15 protein-coding genes and 1 riboswitch are annotated in these 20060 nt (G+C 34.2%); of the genes, 8 read left to right on the forward strand and 7 right to left on the reverse strand.

Translation table 11 applies throughout. The features are described from left to right. Nucleotides 1-33 precede the first annotated feature (33 nt). Nucleotides 34-915 (reverse strand): DMT family transporter, encoded by an 882-nt coding sequence (locus tag Q8L85_08700; GenBank protein MDP1724763.1) that lies wholly within the window; start codon nt 913-915, stop codon nt 34-36. Between the two features lie 231 nt (nt 916-1146). Between Q8L85_08700 and Q8L85_08705 the strand changes: the two genes are divergently transcribed. The 4 genes from Q8L85_08705 to Q8L85_08720 all read left to right on the forward strand — a co-directional run bounded on the left by Q8L85_08705 (nt 1147) and on the right by Q8L85_08720 (nt 7868). Next, nucleotides 1147-2256: a glycosyltransferase 61 family protein gene (locus Q8L85_08705; protein ID MDP1724764.1), complete on the forward strand. Its 1110-nt coding sequence runs from the start codon at nt 1147-1149 to the stop codon at nt 2254-2256. A 121-nt stretch (nt 2257-2377) separates the two neighbouring features. Further along, nucleotides 2378-2593: riboswitch (cobalamin riboswitch) on the forward strand. A 112-nt stretch (nt 2594-2705) separates the two neighbouring features. Further along, nucleotides 2706-4511, forward strand: coding sequence for a TonB-dependent receptor (locus Q8L85_08710; protein MDP1724765.1), 1806 nt, complete (start codon nt 2706-2708; stop codon nt 4509-4511). Between the two features lie 228 nt (nt 4512-4739). Beyond that, entirely contained in the window at nt 4740-6446 is a 1707-nt protein-coding gene (locus Q8L85_08715; protein MDP1724766.1) for a hypothetical protein, read from the forward strand. Nucleotides 6447-6815: 369 nt separating this feature from the next. Beyond that, entirely contained in the window at nt 6816-7868 is a 1053-nt protein-coding gene (locus Q8L85_08720; GenBank protein MDP1724767.1) for a hypothetical protein, read from the forward strand. Here the strand turns inward: Q8L85_08720 and Q8L85_08725 are convergent. After that, a complete protein-coding gene (locus Q8L85_08725) occupies nt 7861-8112 on the reverse strand; it encodes a hypothetical protein (GenBank protein ID MDP1724768.1) in 252 nt (83 codons plus the stop codon). The two genes, Q8L85_08720 and Q8L85_08725, sit on opposite strands and share 8 nt — an antisense overlap. A 116-nt stretch (nt 8113-8228) precedes the next feature. Between Q8L85_08725 and Q8L85_08730 the strand changes: the two genes are divergently transcribed. Next, on the forward strand, nt 8229-9158 hold the full coding sequence (locus Q8L85_08730; GenBank protein ID MDP1724769.1) for a hypothetical protein: 930 nt from the start codon (nt 8229-8231) through the stop codon (nt 9156-9158). On the opposite strand, the gene tmk is transcribed toward Q8L85_08730, so the two are convergent. Genes tmk through Q8L85_08745 form a run of 3 tightly spaced genes read right to left on the reverse strand, consistent with a single transcriptional unit; the run spans nt 9155 to nt 12265 of the window. Next, nucleotides 9155-9823, reverse strand: a complete 669-nt coding sequence (gene tmk / locus Q8L85_08735; GenBank protein ID MDP1724770.1) for a dTMP kinase — start codon at nt 9821-9823, stop codon at nt 9155-9157. The genes Q8L85_08730 and tmk overlap by 4 nt on opposite strands. Continuing rightward, a complete protein-coding gene (locus Q8L85_08740) occupies nt 9824-11104 on the reverse strand; it encodes a D-alanyl-D-alanine carboxypeptidase family protein (protein ID MDP1724771.1) in 1281 nt (426 codons plus the stop codon). A 6-nt stretch (nt 11105-11110) separates the two neighbouring features. Continuing rightward, nucleotides 11111-12265 (reverse strand): septal ring lytic transglycosylase RlpA family protein, encoded by a 1155-nt coding sequence (locus tag Q8L85_08745; protein ID MDP1724772.1) that lies wholly within the window; start codon nt 12263-12265, stop codon nt 11111-11113. 581 nt (nt 12266-12846) lie between these two features. On the opposite strand from Q8L85_08745, the gene Q8L85_08750 reads away from it, so the two are divergent. Both Q8L85_08750 and Q8L85_08755 read left to right on the forward strand, forming a co-directional pair. After that, nucleotides 12847-14589, forward strand: coding sequence for a hypothetical protein (locus tag Q8L85_08750; protein MDP1724773.1), 1743 nt, complete (start codon nt 12847-12849; stop codon nt 14587-14589). Nucleotides 14590-14688: 99 nt separating this feature from the next. Continuing rightward, nucleotides 14689-14859, forward strand: coding sequence for a hypothetical protein (locus tag Q8L85_08755; protein MDP1724774.1), 171 nt, complete (start codon nt 14689-14691; stop codon nt 14857-14859). Here the strand turns inward: Q8L85_08755 and mutS are convergent. Continuing rightward, nucleotides 14849-17515, reverse strand: a complete 2667-nt coding sequence (gene mutS / locus Q8L85_08760) for a DNA mismatch repair protein MutS (GenBank protein ID MDP1724775.1) — start codon at nt 17513-17515, stop codon at nt 14849-14851. The two genes, Q8L85_08755 and mutS, sit on opposite strands and share 11 nt — an antisense overlap. 82 nt (nt 17516-17597) lie before the next feature. Here mutS and Q8L85_08765 point away from each other — a divergent pair, with 82 nt between their 5' ends. After that, nucleotides 17598-19859, forward strand: coding sequence for an NADP-dependent malic enzyme (locus Q8L85_08765; GenBank protein ID MDP1724776.1), 2262 nt, complete (start codon nt 17598-17600; stop codon nt 19857-19859). Between the two features lie 5 nt (nt 19860-19864). Here Q8L85_08765 and Q8L85_08770 read toward each other — a convergent pair. Next, nucleotides 19865-20060, reverse strand: a 196-nt coding sequence (locus tag Q8L85_08770; GenBank protein ID MDP1724777.1) for a hypothetical protein, incomplete at its 5' end; no start/stop codon positions are given.

Consider the following 20060-nt stretch of genomic DNA (forward strand, 5'->3'; position numbering starts at 1 on the left):
TCATACGCAGACCCAGGGAAACAATCGAGATTATTAGAGCTGTACTTTGGGTTTAATAATTTGTATCGCAAAAATAGAAACAATCACTAGCCCTGCCCCAATATATTGATAAAAAGCCATTTTTTCATTCAAAATCAAATACGCTAAAATAATACTAAAAACGGGCTCTATATTATTATATAAAGAAGCTTTGATAGGACCCAAATGAATCATACCTGCAAAAAAACAAAACAACCCTCCAGAAAACAAAATAGCCGCTAAAAACACATTACTCCACCCCAAAAAACTATGAGGGAAAGTTGGCGTATCAACCAACATGACAGGAAAACAAACGATAGCACATGAAATCATCATTAAAAGAGTAAACGTTTGATTGTCCATATTTTTTGTAAGACGGTTACCATAAAAAACATTTAGCGCAATACCAAGACCTGCACATAATCCTAATAAAATACCTTCCCAAGCAAGGCCTGTAAATTCTGTGCCGATAGTGAGCACAAGCCCTAAAAAAGCAGCAATTAAACACCCAATTTTTACTTTATCAATAGTCTCTTCTTTCGTTATAAAGGCTAAAAGAACAATCCAAAAAGGAAAAGTGAATAATAAAAGCGTTACAAGGCCTGCAGGAATAAATTTGACTGCAGCAACATAAAGAAATGAAATAGCGAAAATGGTCAGACCTAAAATAAAAGCCATTATCACTTGTTTCATTGTCGGTTTTGTTGTTGGACGTCGCCAAAAATACACACCTAACAAAATAATCGTTGCCACAAAAAAACGAACAATTAAAAATGAAAGCGTATCACCACCTTCTTGAAAGTGAAGCTTCCCTAAAGTTGGATTTGTGCCATAAAAAAGCCCCGAAAGAAGAACAAGAAGAATCCCAAGACCCTGATTTTTTTGAAGCGTTTCCATATGAAGATCCTGACCCTATTTTTGAAATATCAAAATTATAGAAGCCTTATTTTCTTTTAGCAAGGGGCAGCAATAAAGCATTCATGAGAAGACATAAATCCTCGTAGGCAACTCGTATTGACATTTTGTATATAGTACATTAAATTTTACAGTTAGTTGAAACATACTGATTACAAAAAGTTTTCAATTGCAATAACTATACAGTAATTTTTATATTAAGGAAAAATTTAAATGCTAACACAAAAATTTAAGTCTATGTGTTTTATTTGTATGTTTACTTTATTTTCCACACATCTCGCTTTTTGCGTTGAAATACAAAATCGTCGTGAATACATCAGCTTAGATGAATTATCTCAATCTAACGCTAAAATTTTAGAAGTTTTTGTCGAAAATAATAGCAGTCAAAATGTGCTTGAATTAAAAGATGGTGTTGTTCTTAATGAAGGCATTATTTTAACTTCAGACGGCAAAACACTTAAAGATGTTCAAACCTCTTTAAGACCTCAATCTGCTGTTTTCAAGGACAATTTTGATATTAATAATGAAGAACTAATTGTACATTTTAAAGGAAGACTTGTTAGTATTTCCTCACCCGGCAGTGAAAATTGGTATCATTGGTTATTACAAATTCTTTCAAGACTTTATATTGTACAAGAATCAAAAATAAGTTTTGATAAAATTTATATTAACAATTGTCAGGCCCCATGGCAAATTTCTTCATTAAATATTGTTCTAGAGAAGCTAGGTATACCAAAAAATAAAATTTTAACCATCAATAATGATACTACGGTTGTTAAAGCTGATACTTTAATTATTCCTTCAATACCCTTTATTCCTTGTAAAGGACCCAAAGTACGTTTACCTGAATGGCTTAAAAAGAAACTAAATGAAACTTTCCTTGATTCATCAAAAGCAACAATTGCACCATTTGAAAGAATTTATATTTCACGCTCAAAAGCAAAAAGTCGTAAAATTACGAATGAATCAAATCTAATTGATCAACTTGAGCAACATAATTTTAAAGTTATTTTTCTTGAAGATTTATCTCCTTTTGATCAAGCACATATTTTTAATAATGCAAAAATCATTGTGGGCCCTCATGGTTCTGGTTTTACAAATTTAATCTTCAGCAAACAAAAAACCAAAATTATTGAAATAGATCACGGATCAATCAATGAGGATGAACAACGAAGTTTTTTTAAGCGTTTAAGTACATTAATGGGATGTGATTATCACCCTTTTTATGTTGACAAAACAAGTGAAGATCACTTTGAGGACGATATGATTGTTAATATACCTCAATTTATTGAATATATTAATCAAGTTATAAGTAATAGTTAATATATAAAAAGTTAAAAATTCTGTTGCTGGCGCTGGAATTGTGACAGCCGTTTATTAATTTAAATTAAAGCAGGGTAATCACCCTGCTTTTTTTATGCTTGAATTTGAAATCAAATTCGATTACAAATCATCACAGAACGGTTCCCCTTTAGGGGTGAATAGGGAATAAGGGATTTTAACCTTAGCTGCTCTCGCAACTGTAAATGTCGAGTTTCATACAATAGTTTTTTTTAAGATCACGTAGATTTAAATTGAACTAATAGCCACTGTGAAAACGGGAAGGCGTATAAAATGATGACGCATAGCCAGGAGACCTGCCATTCAAGCGTCCGATTGATTTCTAAGCGAGATGATTAGAAAGGCGAGTGATACTCAATTATTCAAAAGAAACTGAGTGTTTTTTCGTTTTCAGACGTGATTAATCACAATGAAAATGAAAGGACGCCACAATGCGTAAGCCTATATTATTGCTTATATCTTTATGTTCTATTATCCCCAATCTTTCAGCTGAAATTATTACTTCATTAGGAACATTTCCTGTAACAGCGACCATTACTTCAAAAAAAGAACTTAAAGGCAAAAATTTTCAAGAAATCAATCATAAAAAAATTGAAGAAACGAACAAAAATGATCTTTCTTCTTTACTAAAATCCGATGCACAATTTGCTATTAAACAAGCTGGTGGCATAGGTGCACCAACTTATATCGAAATACGTGGGTTAAAACATCGTTATGGAAGCGTTTTTTACAATGGCATAAACCTTAATGATCCTAGTGCACTCGATAACGCTTCATGGATTGACGGATTCTTGCTTGATGATATTGAAAAAGTTCAGATCATTAAGGGCCCTCATTTTATAAAAAGCCCTGATCCTGTTTTAAGCGGTGGGATCATTCTTGAAAAAGCGAAACCTAAAATGGGATGGCACTTAAAAACGCGTGAAGATTTTGGCTCCCATGGTTTAGCGCACCAACATTTAACAACTTCTTATGCAGATACCAATTTTGATTTTTTAGTGGGTGGCACAAAACTCGCAACACAAGGACACGAAAAATTACAAGACCAATTTAAAGAAAAAACACGTAAAAATTATAGCAATAAGAATACAAATATTGCGTCCACCATAAAACCAAGTGATCGCTTTCAATGCGGTTTTTCAAGTTTATATCAACATGAAAATCAAAATATAGACAATCGAAAAGGATGGTTTCATGATCATTTACGACATAAGCTTTTTTTAGGCAGAAGCGAGGCTGAATTCTCCTTTTTAAAAGATCAAGAATGGCTTCAAAAAATTGCTATAAATCATGCTGTTCACGAAAGACATTATCATTCTTATAAAAAAAATCCCTATTCCATTTGGGGTAAAAAAACTACTTTTGAATATCAATCAATCTTTACATTAGCAGAAAATTACATCTTAGACATTGGCGGCGACAAAGTTATAGATAAAGCCAATATTGATAAAGATTTCAAAAAAAATGAACATCAAAATGGCGTTTATACACAGCTAAACCTAAAACCTATCCATTGGCTTCAATCCAATGCGGGTATTCGTTATTATGAACATTTAAAAGGAAAAGCTAGCTATTCCCTGGCAAATCAAATTGAACTTATTGAAAAAAATCTTTTTATAAACGCTTCCTTTGCGCGCGGTTTTAAACGACCTAGTTTCTTTGAACTTTATGATAAATATTCTGGAAATCCTGATTTGTGTATTGAAGAGAACAGAGCCATTGATGCAGGCATTACTTCATATTTCTGGGATCAAAAACTAAAAGTAGAAGCAAATGTTTTTTTAAATAAAATCGTTCATCCGCTGGCATTTGATTTCAAAACTTATAAATACAACACAGAAAAAAACTATAAAACAAAAGGCATTGAATTAGGTTTCGAAGCACAATTATTTGATCCACTCAAAATATCATTGTATTATCAACATGTGCAAAATCGTCAAACCTACAAAGGATTAAAACCCTTAACGCCTAGAAATGTCGTACGCACAAGTGTTGAACTAACCCCCGTAGAAAAAATGACGTTGTGTATTTATCCTCGCTACCAATCCAAATATATATCAGGACCAGAGCTCATCAAAGGCAATTTCGTTCTAGATAGTGCTATGAATTATAGCATCAAAGAATATCTAAAATTACATGGAAAAATAGAAAATATATTCAATAAAAAATATTCAGAAGTCTATGATTCAACAGCGCCCGGTTTATCTTTTACGATGGGGTTCACATTAAAAATTTAAAAACTACCACTCCCTTTTGTTTCCCTGGATAAGTAAGAGTCCGAAGGACTCGAACCAGATCCAGGAAAACAAATTGGTGCCACCTAAACACTTAACTTATTCTAAATGAAATACAATATTATTAAAATAAATCAACCTTATTAAAGAGGTAAATAAAATGACTTCTTTACAATAGGTGTGCAATGCTGTACTTTTTGTTACGATAATGGTTTTTTACAGGAAATTAAAATGAAACTAAAAATATGCTTATTAGCTTTGCTAACATTGCTCAATTATACGGTAAATGCTGCTGGAGATGAAGACAATCTTGCCAAAAGACCCCTTCCCGAAGAAAACGACCATCCATCAAAAAAAAAATGTCTTGAAGAAAATAATAATAATAATCTAGTCAAATACGAATATTCTGAAATTAACAAAAATGAAGAAGAAAATACACTTAACAGCAATAGAGTTACCGTTGGGGAATTTATAGATGCCTCTAACGAAGAAACAGAAAATGAAGTAGATGATGGATGGGATTTTCACGATATTTGCGAAAATCCGTATTATTTATTAAGTGATATTGAGAAGCAGGATAAAGAGAAATCATTAAAGATAAAAATTGAAGACATAAACACCGAATTTAAAAACGGTGCAATCGATGAAACAGCAAGAAGAAGACAAATCATTCTAGCAGTTTCAGAAAGTTTTAATGTAAAATTATTATATCACTTTGGACGTGAAGGAGAATTAACGTATAGATATACTGACCTTAATACGAATGATATCATTCATCCTTGTGAAGACTTTGAGTTTGATGATAAACATACTCAATATTTACAACAAAAATTAAAAGAAAAAGATATTGAATTTATAAAGAATTTTGAGTATTTTTCTATAAAAAACACAAACGCTACATTTCTTCATCCTGAAAATTTTAATAAATTTCTTTTGTATTTTCCATGGATCAAAAAAATAAATTGTGATTTTTATTCCGATGAAAGTGGGTACACAGAAAATGTATTCAAAAAAATTAATGCAGTGTTTCCTAATATCGAACATCTTCCTCTGATAAAAGAACTTAAATTAAGAGGCATAGAAGACACAAACATCGATAAAGAAAATTTGCCTGAATGGGTTCGTAAAATAGTTAAATACGAATATTCTGAAATTACAAAAAATGAAGAAGAAAACACAGTTGACAGAAATGAAGTTACCGTTGGAGAGGTTATTGATTATATTAATAACAACATGGTTTTTACTAATATGTTTCGTATAAATGCCTCTAACGAAGAAACAGAAAATGAAGAAGATACGGGATGGGATTTTCACGATATTTATGAAAATTCGTACTATTTATTAAGTGACAATGAAAAGCAAGATAAAGAAAAATCATTGAAGATAAAAATTGAAGACATAAATAGCGAATTTAAAAACGGTACAATCGATGAAATAACAAGAAGAAAACACATCATTCTAGCGGTTTCAGAAAGTTTTAATGTAAAATTATTATATCATTTTGGACGTGATGGAGGATTAATGAGTGGATCTATTGACCTTAATACGAATGATATCATTCATCCTTCAGAAGACTTTGAGTTTGATGACGAACATGCTGAATATTTACATCAAAAATTTAAAGAAAAAGACATTGAATTTATAAAGAATTTTGAGTATTTTTCTATACAAAACACAAACGCTACATTTCTTCATCCTGAAAATTTTAATAAATTTCTTGTTTATTTTCCATGGATCAAAAAAATAAATTGTAATTTTTATTGCGATGAACACGGGTACAAAGAAAATGTATTCAAAAAAATTAATCCAGTGTTTCCTAATATTGAACATCTTCCTATGATAAAAGAACTTAAATTAAAGGGCATAGAAGACACAAACATCGATAAAGAAAAATTGCCTGAATGGGTTCATAAAATAGAAAAAATTACTATTATTTAAACATTAAAATAAAAAATAGGGCATTGTAAATGCAATGCCTTATTTTCCTTTAAACCCTCTAAAATCTTCTGAAAAACATCCTCTATCGTGCTTGATGCATCAATGACAATCATTCTTCAAGATATCTTTTGGCAAGATCCAAAAAACCTTTTCTTAAACGCACATGAAAATTTTGTTCTTTGCTTTCAAAACGATCTTAGGGTAAGCCTCAAGTTTGCATACGTCCTGAACTTAACGCAACATGCAAATCTAAAACAAATTAAAAGATGAAATACAATCAACCCTCTATATATTATTAATAAATATATAGACTATATGTCAGCAATGATGCACTATATTAAAACAATTAATGATTAAATGGATGTTAAAATGAAGTTAAAAATATACTTTATCGCTTTACTTACTCTTTTAAATTTCACAGTCAATGCTGCTGGAAATGATGATGATAATAACAGCAAATCGCGTAAAAGAAAAAAATTTGAAACAACTGAAGATGAAAACATTGCCAAAAGATTTTGTCCTGCGCAAGAAGACGATATTGCAAGCGATAATGAGATAAATAACAATAAGACAATTGATGATTGTGAACATGACAAGAAAAAAAATAATAATATAATTGATGGTAATGAATACGACAATGAAAACAATAATAATAATATAATTGATGATAATGAATACGACAATGAAAACAATAATAATATAATTGATGATAATGAATATAATCAAGAAAACAAAGATCCTACAGATGACGGAACATTTTTTCATGATCACTATCAAAATTTTTATAATTTATTAACTGATCTTGAAAAATGGAAAAAAGGAATGTTATTAGTATCAAAAATTGATACCATAAATACTGCATTCAAAAGTGATACAATCAATAACCCAGATGTTATACCCGATGAAATGAAAAGAAGAAGAGACATCATTCTAGCAGTTTCAGAATCCTTCAATATAAAATTATTGAGCCATTTTGGACATGGATTCCAAAATAATAATCATTTAGAAGACATTAATACCAACGATGTAATTAATTTTAAAGACGATATGATTAATCCTAATAATAATTTGTATTCTAATTTATATGCATTTTTGAAGCCTCAAAATTCGAATCGTCCGCCTCGCATGATATATGAGCAATTTTCGCTCCATAACTTGAATCAGAGATATTTACATCCTGAAACTTTTAATGAATTGCTTACTTATTTCCCTTGGATCAAAATAATAACCTGTAACTTTGGTATCCAAAAATCAGATTATGCACTAAAAATCTTCAATAAGATTGACGCACTATTTTCAAATATCAGACATCTTAAAAAAATAGAAAAAATTATATTATCCAATACAAATAATACAAGAATGAGTGTTTGTAAAAAGGATTTACCTAAATGGGCTCATAAAATAAATTTTGTTACTAACTAGTAAGGGCAAGGCATTGCAAATACAATGCCTTTTTTTCCTTTAAACCCTCTAAAATCTTCTGAAAAACATCCTCTATCGTGCCTGATCCATCAATCACAATCACTCTTTCAGGATATCTTTTGGTAAGATCCAAAAAGCCTTGTCTTAAACGCACATAAAAATCCTGTTCTTTGCTTTCAAAACGACCCTGGGGTAAACCTCGACTTTGCATACGCCCTGAAGTTAACGCAACAAGCAGATCCAAAACAAATTAAAAGATGGAATACAATCAACCCTCTATATATTATTAATAAATATATAGACTATATGTCAGCAATAGCGCACTATATTAAAACAATTAATGATTAAATGGATGTTAAAATGAAGTTAAAAATATACTCTATCGCTTTACTTACCCTTTTAAATTTCACGGTCAATGCTGCTGGAAATGATGATGATAATGATGACATTAAATTAGGTAAAAGAAAAAAATTTGAAACAACTGAAGATGAAAACGTTACCAAAATATTTTGTACTACTGAAGAAAACATTGTAATCGATAATCAAGAAAACAATAATAATATAATTGTTGATAATGAGTATAGTAATGAAATTGATGATACTGAATATGAAGATCCTGTCGATGATGGAAGCTATTTTCATGATCGTTATCAAAACCCTTATTATTCATTAAATGATCAAGAAAAAGTACAAAAAAGAATACACTTATTAGCAAAAATTGATGTCATAAATACTGCATTCAACAATGGTACAATTGATAAAGCAACAAGAAGAAAAAACATCATTAAAGCAGTATCAGAAAGCTTCAATATAAAATTATTGAGCCATTTTGGATACGTGTCACAAGCTGAAAGTGATGATTATTATGATCCTTCAAACGAAATTAATACCAATGATATAATTAATCCTAGTGATGATTTTGATATTAACGATGATTATATCGAATATTTAAATTATAGATCTTTTCATGAAGATGAAATTGAGCTTGTCAAAAACTTTGAGTATTTTTCGCTTAGTAACATGAATTTCTCATATTTACACCCTGAAACTTTTAATGAATTGCTTATTTATTTCCCTTGGATCAAAAAAATATTTTGTTACTTTGGTTGCGATGAAACAGATTATGAATTAAAAGTCTTCAATAAGATTAACGCACTATTTTCAAATATCGAACATCTTAAAAAAATAGAAAATATTACATTATCAAATACAAAAAATACAAGAATTTGTTTTTCTACAAGCGATTTACCTGAATGGGCTCATAAAATAAAATTTGATGTTTATTGCTAATATAGGCAAGGCATTGCAAATGCAGTGCCTTTTTTTTCCTTTAAAGCCTCTAAAATCTGCTGAAAGACATCCTCTATCGTGCCTGATGCATCAATCACAATCATTCTTTCAGGATATCTTTTTGCAAGATCCAGAAAGCCATGCCTTAAGCTTTCATGAAAATCATGTTCTTTGCTTTCAAAACGATCCTGGGGTAAACCTCGACTTTGCGTACGCTCAGAACTTACCTCAATAGGCAGATCTAAAACAAAGGTCAGATCAGGCTTAAGATCCCCTATAATCAGCGTATAAAGAGTCTCCAACAACGATAAAGACAATCCACCCGCATAACCTTGATAGACCAAAGTTGAATCAGCAAAACGATCACATAAAACAATTTTACCTGCATCAAGCGCTGGTTGAATTCTCTTTTTAACATGCTCATAACGTGCAGCATAAAGTAGCAATGTTTCGCTTAAAGGATCGAAATGATGCTGCTCACTTTTGAGAATAAGATCACGAATTTGTTCGGCTTCAGGACAACCGCCCGGCTCACGCGTCTGAATGACATCATACCCTTTTTGTTCAAAGGCAACGCGCAATTTTGTGATTTGAGTTGATTTACCAGCGCCTTCACCACCCTCAAAGGTGATGAAGAAACCTTTTTTGTCTATTTGATGGCTCATTTATGCTTTTGGTGTCATATCTTCAGGAAATTTCTTTGTTTCACTGACATTATTTTTGATATTCTCTTTATTATCATTTTTATCTGTTACTTCAGTTGTCGTTGGAAATTGCCTTTTATCCGCACCAAAAAGAAGATAATTGAAAGCAGCTTTAACGCGCGAAAATCCTCTTAATTTAGAGGAATCTTCTGCGGGATAAAGATGATAGGCTTTAACAGGCGCGCCTGGCGCTGTTACTTTCACCTGACCAACAGGGGTATCCTTATTAAAAGGTGCTACAAGTGGCGCATCATAGATAAGCTCAACCTTTAATTGTTGCTTAGATTTTTTCAACATATTCACAACGACTTTATCTTTAATGATAAGCTGGACAGAGGGTTTATCCCCCAACCAAATATCTGCCACATCGACAACATCGAATGGTTGGAAAAGTCGATAGTTTTTATATTTGCTAAAAGCCCATTCCACAATATGTTTTGAATCTTGCTCACGATTCCACATGGTTTTAAGACCGTTGATCACAAGCACAAGTCGGCGACCACCACGTTCAATTGATGCAACCAACCCATAACCACCCTTATCCGTATGACCTGTTTTAAGACCATCTGCAGGTTGGTCAAGCTTCAACAATGGATTTAGATTGGGTTGCGTAATATTATTGTAATTATATTCTTTTATCGAAAAAAGAGGATAATATTCTGGAAAATCATCCATAATTCGATTGGCTAAAATCGAAAGGTCACGCGCCGTCATCACATGTTCAGGATTAGGCAAACCTGTTACATTCCCAAAATGACTATGTTTAAGACCTAGATCTTTAGCCTTTTGATTGAATTTATCAACAGCATTTTGCTCACTGCCATACAAGCCTTCGGCCAAAGCAATCGCTGCATCATTCCCTGATTGAACGACGAGACCATGAATCAATTGATCCAACGTCACTTTTGAATCAGCTTTGAGGAACATACGAGAGCCCCTCATCTTCCAAGCTTCTTTACTGACTGTAAATTCATCAGTCATTTTGTTTTTGCCATTTTTAAGTCGGTCAAAAACCATATAAGCAAGCATAAGTTTACTCATAGAAGATGGCGCCATCAATTCATCTGGATTTCGTTCAAAAAGAACAGTGCCTGTTTCTTTATCGATCAATAAAACTTGTTTGGCGTGTGTTTCAATGTCACCAGTAGGCGGCACATCTATAGCAAAAAGGTCCAATGCAAAAAACGCAACGAGCACAAAAAATAAAGGCTTAAAAGCGCTTACATACGAACTTTTATACATAGAAAACTATCCTTCTGAAACAATCTTGGCATCACTATAACCTTGATGGACCATTTTACCAAGAAGTTGGTTTGCTTCAAGAGAAGTTTTTGCAGGGCCTACTCGTACTCTATAAATGTTTTTACCCTGAATATGAGCAGATATGATAAAAGCAGGTGGAAACTTAGCTGTCTTCTGATCGTTTAGCTTTTGGCTAAATTTTTGAGCATTTTCATAATTTGAAAAAGCACCGGCTTGTACATAAAAAGGTTTTGTCGAGGTAATATGTGTACCCGCATGATCAACAGGCGTAAATTGTTCTTTTTTCAAAGAAGCTAGCTGAATAGGCGCTGTTAGTGCAATTTTAGGTGCAATAGGCGCTAATGTTGGCATTTGAGGTTTATGCACACTCGATTGGACTTTACCCCCTTTTTGAGGAATAGGCATATACCCTAAATCACGTTGAATTTGGGCATCATCCCCTTTTTCAGACAATTCAGCTAATTGAACTGGTTGTTGCCATGGGAATGTATTATCAATACGTTCATCCAACCCATTGTTTGAATTATTACGTTGATTTTTGATATTGTTATTATTGCGAGGACCTACTGACTTTGGTGCATTTTTAGTTGAAAGACCTGCAAAACGCATGCTTTCTTCTTTTAAAATTCGAACACGCACTTGAGCCGTCCCATGACCTATAAAACCAAGCTGTTTCGCACCCGCATGTGATACATCGATAATACGGTCCTTAGCATAAGGTCCACGATCATTAACTTTTAAAACAACTTTACGATTATTTGAAAGATTGGTCACTTCAACAAGACTTGGCAAGGGCAATGTTCGATGCGCTGCTGTCATTGAATGCATATTATAGCGTTCACCATTGGCTGATTTTTTGCCATGAAACCCTGGTCCATACCATGAGGCCTTGCCAACTTCTTCATATTCGAAATCTTCGCAAGGATAATACCATCTACCCTTTATTTTATAAGGTTTACCAACTTTATAACGCGGATCCCTTTGGGTATAATCGCGTTTAGCTGTATCAGGTACAGGCGTGTAAGAGCCACAAAATTGTGCATTTTTGCGTGTAGGATCCTCTTGCTGTCTTGTTGAACAGGCGGCGAGAAGGAATGTCACTGCAAAAAAAGCAGAGGTTTTTAAAAGCTTTTTATTCATCGGTCCTTGTAAACTTGTTTCGGTTAACTTTATCCTAGCCATGCTTGCTGACAAAATCAAGCTATTGAGACCAAAGTTTAAAAAATCTCCGAGTCTTTGTGATTTAAAGGTCAAAAAATTAACTGAAATTTGAGATATTGTTTTATTTGTTTTTTATTTAATATGCATGTAATTCTTTAATTAGATTTACATTTAACAAAATATAATTCAACTTTTTTTATTTATGGCATTTTTTGGATTATACGATAAAAAAAATTGAATTTTACAACACATCAAATTTATGAATTGCCTACAAGATTGCTTTATTTTTATCATAAAAAACTTTTTTTGTTAAAAAATGATATTTTCATCAAATTAATTTAAAAAAAATTTTAACTTCACAATCTTTCGATAAAATAAAAATTAAATTAAAAAATTTTTTACTTTAATAATTACACATATACACAAAAGACTAAATATTATTTTTATCTATATTTAGAATTTAAACTATAAAAAAAAATTAATAAATAATTAGTTGACTTTTTAGTTATTTCTTGCTACGTTTACTTAGATTTAAATGTTTTTAATTATGGAGATTCACAATGAAACTTAAACTTTTTTCACGCACCGCATTCGTAATTGCTTCTTTCTTGATTTTTACACATCAAGATTCAAACGCATTTACATTTGAAATCACACCTACTTCCACGACAGAATCGTCTTCGTCATCTTCTTCGTCTTCGTCTTCTTCTTCTTCTTCGTCTTCGTCTTCGTCTTCATCCGCAGATACAAGAGAAGAATCCTCTTTATATAGATTTATCGAAGTATTTGCACCTCGCGAAATGAATTGGGAGCTTTTTACAACACTCAGGGATGTAGGGAAAGCAACTTACAATCGGTTTGTTTATACAATCGACGACAATCAAAAAAAATCTATACCCGGTGAGATCAGACAAAGCATAAGCAGCTGGATTCCAACTTTTTTAAACCCTGTTTCAACATTTGGAGACAATCTTAAATTTGTTAAAGCTTCCTATCAAAAAGACAATGATTTTATGGAACTTACCTACAAGTATTATATTCCATCATTATTTTCATGGACCGAAATTGTTATTAAATTAACAAATATTGATATTGAAGATTTCAAAGAACGTATGGAAGCAATCAACAAAGCTACAAAGAACCCATCAAAAAACCCATCCATCTTTAAAAAAACACAATACAACAGAGAAATTCGCGTTTATGCAGACGGCACAAGAACTGATCTAGGTTATAAAAAAGATGCTCTTAAGTCTAACTTTTGGAACAATATACTGATCTCAGCAAAGGAAAAAGAAACTTCTTTTTCAAAACCTTTTTATAAAAAAATAGTTGCTTATTTAGAGAACACAAAAGAAGAATTGTTCAAAATTATAGACGATCAAAAATCTATAAAAAAATTAGATGCTGTTGATAATCATATTAATGGATTGCAAGAATGTGTTAATACATTAATTGAAAAAGAAGAAAATCGAAAAGAAAGTATAGATAAAGTTCTTGTTGAAAAAGACCATTACGAACAAGACATGGATCTTGATGCTTCATTTGATTGTTCAGGATTTGAAAAATTATACAATTTATTCCTTGAAGATAAAAGCATTAAAGCATTATTCGAAAATGAAGAAACATATGCTGACGATATAATAAACAAGCTTCCATCAATTGAAAATTTAAAATTAAATTTAGGCTACCTCATATACCTACAAAATTATCCTTGTGTCTTAAAAAATACCCCTGAAATAATTTGGGATGAACTTTCATCCAAAATAAGCGCCCTACCAAATGAATTTCTTGTCAAAATTTTAGAAAAAGGCCAAAAAAGACCGGTTTTTTCGGCTATAATGCAACATGCACTTTCTACTGAATTTTTCACAAGAAAGGAACAAATACTTAATATCATTGATGGTGCAAAAAACTGTGGTAATTTGACAAAAATTGAAAACATTCAAAAATTAATACAAGAAAACCTTGACGCAACAACTGAGTGGTATTTCCTATTAAAAAAATACGAAACTGGTAAAAGAAATTCACGCAACGAAGATCTTGATTTCACAACAGAAGCTATGAAACCTGAAATATTAATAGAACACGATACTTTCAAAGATCATTTTAATGCTATGAAAGATGATCAATATAAAAAAGAATATGATGCAGCACAATACACCCATGATTATTTAACGCTTGCACTCAACTTTGAAAAAATTCGTGTTACTAAAATTCTAGAAACCATACCCAGCCTTGATGGCTTACAGCAAGCTATTGAAGAAGAATTATCTTTAGAAGATGAAGGTTTTGATGATCAGTAATTAAACGACCAGAAGGGGCAATCGCCCCTTCTTTTTTGCTTCCATAAAAATTCAAATCCCCTTAATATCGATTATCGTCAATAATCCTTAGGAATAAAAATGCGATTTTTGTATTTTTTCATATTATGTTTAAGTCTAAGTGCATGCACGCATTACGAACCAACAATACGTAAAGATGATGGAAATCCTCCTAAACGTCCTGGTTTATTCACTGGCAAAACAGGCGAGTGGAAAATTCCGCTTATCACAAAAGAAGAAGTTATTGACTAATTTTTTCTTTTGTCTTCCCGATCAAATTCACCAAAATATCAAATGCTTTAATGGGCGTTAATTCGTCTAACACGATATTGTTTAAAATGGTATCAACCACCGATTGCTCAGGGATCACATTTTCTTTGGCCAACGATAATTTTTCTTTAAATAAGGGCAAATCAATCATATGATCACCCTCTTTCAATTTTTCCTTACCTTCAAGAAGGGCTAAGATTTGTTGTGCACGATCAATAGCCTGTTTTGGCAATCCTGCCAATTGTGCCACATGAATCCCATAAGATCTATCAGCACTTCCCTTAATCACTTCATGCAAAAAAATAATTGTATCTTCCCAATCTTTGACATTTACCGTGTAACAACCTAAAGCTGGCAATGTTTCGGATAATTGCGTTAATTCATGATAATGGGTTGCAAAAAGTGTACGACATTTATTCACATTATGGAGATATTCAAGGCTCGACCACGCAATCGATAAACCATCAAAAGTTGAGGTCCCCCGCCCTACTTCGTCCAAAATTACTAAAGAATGAGGTGTCGCTTGATTTAAAATTGCAGCCGTTTCAACCATCTCCACCATGAAAGTAGACCTGCCACGTGCTAAATCATCGGATGCCCCAATCCTTGATGACAAGCGATCAACAATACCAATATGTGCAAAACTCGCCGGTACAAAGCAACCCATTTGCGCTAAAATAACGATCAACGCATTTTGACGTAAAAACGTACTTTTACCCGCCATATTGGGGCCAGTGATCAGCCAAATATACTCATCAGGACTTAACACGCAATCATTAGGGACAAAAGGATCTGCTTTTTGGGCGATCAACGCTTTTTCAACAATGGGATGACGCCCTTTTTTGATATCGAGCATTCGTGAATCATCAATAATAGGTTTTACCCAATGTCGACTTTGTGCCAAATATGCAAAATTAAGCAACACGTCTAACAGGGCGATTGATTGCGATGTATTCGCGATAATATCTGCTTCTTCTTGAATTTTACCTACAAGCATTTGAATAATTTCAAATTCAATCCCTAAGGCTTGCTCTCCTGCTTTACTGATCTTCACTTCAAGTTCGGATAATTCTTTGGTTGAAAAACGAACGACATTTGCAAGCGATTGACGATGAAAAAACTGCGCGTTCGCTAGTTTGTCACTTTGCAAAGCGGTCACTTCAACAAAATAACCAAGAATATTATTATGTTTTATCTTTAAAGTGTTAACATTTGTTTGTTTAATATAATCAGCCTGAAGATTGGCGATTAATCTGGCGCTTTCATCACGAATTAGACGACATTCGTCAAGACTTGCATCATACCCTTTTTGGATAAGACCACCGTCTTTCAAATGAATCGGCAATTCATGTGCAAGTGTCGTATCCAATAGCCCCAAAAGAATATCGTGATTGGATAAATTCTGACTAATTTTTTGAAGTAAATCTGGTTTTTCTAATGTTGCCAACACATCCCTAATATGCATCGCGTGGTGGAGTGCATCTTTCAATGCACCTAGATCTCGCGGTTTAAAGCGATTCAACACAATACGCGATAAAGAACGCTCAAAATCTGCAATATTATTGAGTTTTTCACGTAAAGAAGTGCGAGTGGCGGTTTCTGCCACAAAATACGAAACACAATCAAGACGTGCATTAATATGTGCTGGTGTCCGCAAAGGATTGCTGATGAAACCTGCAAGCAATCGCGCGCCTTGAGACGTTTGTGTTTCGTCAAGCGTTTCTAATAGCGATCCTTTTTTGGTGCCATTAAGCGATTTCAATAATTCCAAATTAAGGCGTGTCGAAGGATCAATATCAAGATAAGTCTCTGGTTTTATCTGCCGTGGCTTTGAAAGCCTGGGCAAATTCCCTTTTTGCGTTAAATCGAGATAATCAATTAAGGATCCTAATGCGATGATCTCTAAATTTGAAAATTGTCCAAAACTATCAATTGCTTGCACTTGATAAAAAGACAAAAGACGTTTTTCAGCATAGGATTGATCAAAGCGTCTAGGCGGTTGCGGACTTAATATCGGCTTAAACACACGTAAAAATTCGAACAGATCTGGATTTTGAATTTGTTTTTCAGAGACCAGCATTTCTTTAGGGTCAAGGCGCATCAAATAATTTTCGGCCTGATCAAAAGGAATATTCGTCGTTGATAAATTACCAGAGGATATATCTACCCACGAAAGCCCTACCCGTCCTTTATATTCCACGAATGACAACAAATAATTATGGTCACGCGCATTGAGCAAATCTTCTTCAACCAACGTACCAGGCGTTATAAGACGCACAACATCTCGTCTTACAATTGATTTAGCCCCACGCTTTTTGGCTTCAGCGGGATCTTCCATTTGTTCACAAATAGCAACCCTATGACCAGCTTTTATAAGCTTTTGTAAATAAGCTTCATGCGCATGGACAGGCACGCCGCACATCGGAATTTCGACTTCCTGATGCTTTCCCCTTTTGGTAAGCGCGATATTCAATTCATTGGCTGCAATCACTGCATCATCAAAAAAAAGCTCGTAAAAATCACCCAGCCTAAAAAACAAAAGATAACCTTCATATTTTTCTTTTATTTCAAAAAATTGCGTCATTAACGGCGTTGAATGACCTGAATTTTGAATTTCATTCTGGATAATATCCGACATTTTTGATAAACCAATGTTTGTAAGTTGCTCTAATAACACTTATACTGGCTGATAGTCATTGTGTCACTGAAATATTGAGATCATGGATCAAAAACGAATACATATTACGGAACAAGAAGTCTTGGATTTGCACGCAAATGGGCGTCCAGGCAAAATTGAAATTATGGCATCAAAACCCTTAACAACGCAACGTGATTTGTCATTGGCCTATTCCCCAGGCGTTGCTATACCTTGCTTGAAAATTCACGAAGACCCCTCGAAAGCCTACGATTACACCATTAAAGGTAATCTTGTCGCTGTTATTTCGAACGGGACGGCAGTGCTTGGTCTTGGCAATTTAGGGGCACTCGCCTCAAAACCTGTCATGGAAGGTAAAGCGGTTCTTTTTAAAAGATTTGCCGATATTGATGCGATTGATCTTGAAGTCGATACTGAAAATGTGGATGAATTTGTAAATTCCATTCGCTTTTTAGGCAAAAGTTTTGGCGGTATTAATCTTGAAGATATCAAGGCGCCTGAATGTTTTCTCATCGAAAAAGCACTTCAAGAAAAGCTCGATATCCCCGTTTTTCATGACGACCAACATGGTACGGCCATTATTGCCGCCGCTGGTTTTATAAACGCGCTTGATATTACAGGCAGAACGCTTGAAAAAACAAAAATTGTTGTTAATGGTGCTGGATCTGCGGGTATTGCTTGTACGGAGCTTCTTAAAAAATTAGGCGTACCCTCTAAAAACATCATTTTATGCGATACAAAGGGCACGATTTATAAAGGCCGTAAAGAGGGCATGAATCAATGGAAAGAAGCCCATGCCGTTGAAACAAATAAAAGAACCTTGGCCGAAGCATTAGAAGGCGCTGATGTCTTTTTAGGTCTTTCCGTTAAAGGGGCCGTGACCCCCGATATGGTCCTATCCATGGCCGCAAAACCCATCATTTTTGCGATGGCCAATCCGGATCCTGAAATTTCACCCGAAGACGTCAAAAAAATCAGGGATGATGCGATCATCGCAACTGGTAGATCTGATTACGTCAATCAAATCAATAATGTATTAGGTTTTCCCTATATTTTCCGTGGCGCACTCGATGTCAGAGCATCCACAATTAACGACGAAATGAAGATTGCAGCAGCGCACGCCCTCGCGAAATTAGCCCGTTATGGGGCGCCAGAAGAAGTAGGCAGCGCTTATTCAGGCCGATTGCTTCAATATGGCCCGGATTACATCATTCCTGTGCCTTTTGACCCAAGACTCATTGTTGAAATCCCCTTGGCCGTTGCAAAAGCTGCGATGGAGACAGGCGTTGCGCGTAAACCTATTGATATCACTGAATATAGACGCACTTTAAGCGGCAGAACCGATCCCATATTCGCCAATATGCAGCGCATTTTCGAAGAAGTCCGCCAAAGACCACGCACCCTTATTTTTTCTGAAGGCGAAGAAGAGCGCATGATTCGCGCTGCCATTAGCTATTGTCATGGCGGCTATGGCAAAGCCATTTTGATTGGTTATGCTGAACGTATTAAGAAAAAAGTGCTGGAATTAAAGCTTGATTTACCGGAAGAACTTACCATTCATGACGCAAGTGTGGATAAACATCGCGAGCAATATATCGATTTCCTCTATAATCGTATGCAACGTTTTGGATATTTACATCGGGATTGCAAACGATTTGTTAATCACGATCGTAATGTTTTATCAGCTTGCATGGTTGCTAATGGTCACGCAGATGCGATGGTCACGGGCATCACGCGCCACTACACACAAATTTTCCAATCGATGTCTATGGTTTTAAATCCTCGACCAGGCGCACAAGTTTTTGGCTTATCCATTGTTGTATCCAAAGACCAAACCGTCTTTATCGCCGATACATCTGTCAATGATACACCAAGTGCTGAACAAATTGCATCGATCGCCATTCAAAGCGCTGCCAAAGCCCGTAAAATGGGCCATATACCACGTGTTGCCCTTTTATCCTATTCAACTTATGGCAATCCACCAACTGAAAAAGTAGAGCGTCTTAAAAAAGCGATTGCAATTCTTGATAAGTGGAATGTTGATTTTGAATATGATGGCGAAATGGCAGCTGATGTCGCACTCGACCACGAACTCATCAAACTATATCCATTCACTCGATTGTCAGGTCCTGCCAATATCTTGATCATGCCAGGCCTTCACAGCGCCAATATCTCGGTTAAATTGCTTCATCAATTAGGTCGTGCAAGCGTCATTGGACCATTGTTGGTTGGTCTTGATAAATCTGCTCAGATTGTATCCATGGGGGCGAGCGTGACAGATATTATGAATGCAGCCGTGATGGCAGCGCACGATGCTTTGGGATGATACGCTTAGTATTTTTTAAAAATAATCGAACCAATGAAACAATAAAAATTACTCTCCCCACTCGTCATTGCGAGTTTCCCACCACCTAAAAGGGTCGGACTTAAAAGGAATGACCAAATTCGCAAACATGTGTATAAAAAGCTTGTGCGACCTGGAGGCCGTCGAAGCATTGGTGTTTGAAGAACCCGTTTGCGAGTCTGG

Source organism: Alphaproteobacteria bacterium, from assembly GCA_030680745.1.
In the GTDB taxonomy this organism is placed as follows: domain Bacteria; phylum Pseudomonadota; class Alphaproteobacteria; order JAUXUR01; family JAUXUR01; genus JAUXUR01.

Coding starts and splice junctions, on each gene's coding strand:
- Q8L85_08700 (MDP1724763.1), bottom strand. CDS start 915: ATGGAAACGCTTCAAAAAAATCAGGGTCTTGGGATTCTTCTTGTTCTT.
- Q8L85_08705 (MDP1724764.1), top strand. CDS start 1,147: ATGCTAACACAAAAATTTAAGTCTATGTGTTTTATTTGTATGTTTACT.
- Q8L85_08710 (MDP1724765.1), top strand. CDS start 2,706: ATGCGTAAGCCTATATTATTGCTTATATCTTTATGTTCTATTATCCCC.
- Q8L85_08715 (MDP1724766.1), top strand. CDS start 4,740: ATGAAACTAAAAATATGCTTATTAGCTTTGCTAACATTGCTCAATTAT.
- Q8L85_08720 (MDP1724767.1), top strand. CDS start 6,816: ATGAAGTTAAAAATATACTTTATCGCTTTACTTACTCTTTTAAATTTC.
- Q8L85_08730 (MDP1724769.1), top strand. CDS start 8,229: ATGAAGTTAAAAATATACTCTATCGCTTTACTTACCCTTTTAAATTTC.
- tmk (MDP1724770.1), bottom strand. CDS start 9,823: ATGAGCCATCAAATAGACAAAAAAGGTTTCTTCATCACCTTTGAGGGT.
- Q8L85_08740 (MDP1724771.1), bottom strand. CDS start 11,104: ATGTATAAAAGTTCGTATGTAAGCGCTTTTAAGCCTTTATTTTTTGTG.
- Q8L85_08745 (MDP1724772.1), bottom strand. CDS start 12,265: ATGAATAAAAAGCTTTTAAAAACCTCTGCTTTTTTTGCAGTGACATTC.
- Q8L85_08750 (MDP1724773.1), top strand. CDS start 12,847: ATGAAACTTAAACTTTTTTCACGCACCGCATTCGTAATTGCTTCTTTC.
- Q8L85_08755 (MDP1724774.1), top strand. CDS start 14,689: ATGCGATTTTTGTATTTTTTCATATTATGTTTAAGTCTAAGTGCATGC.
- mutS (MDP1724775.1), bottom strand. CDS start 17,515: ATGTCGGATATTATCCAGAATGAAATTCAAAATTCAGGTCATTCAACG.
- Q8L85_08765 (MDP1724776.1), top strand. CDS start 17,598: ATGGATCAAAAACGAATACATATTACGGAACAAGAAGTCTTGGATTTG.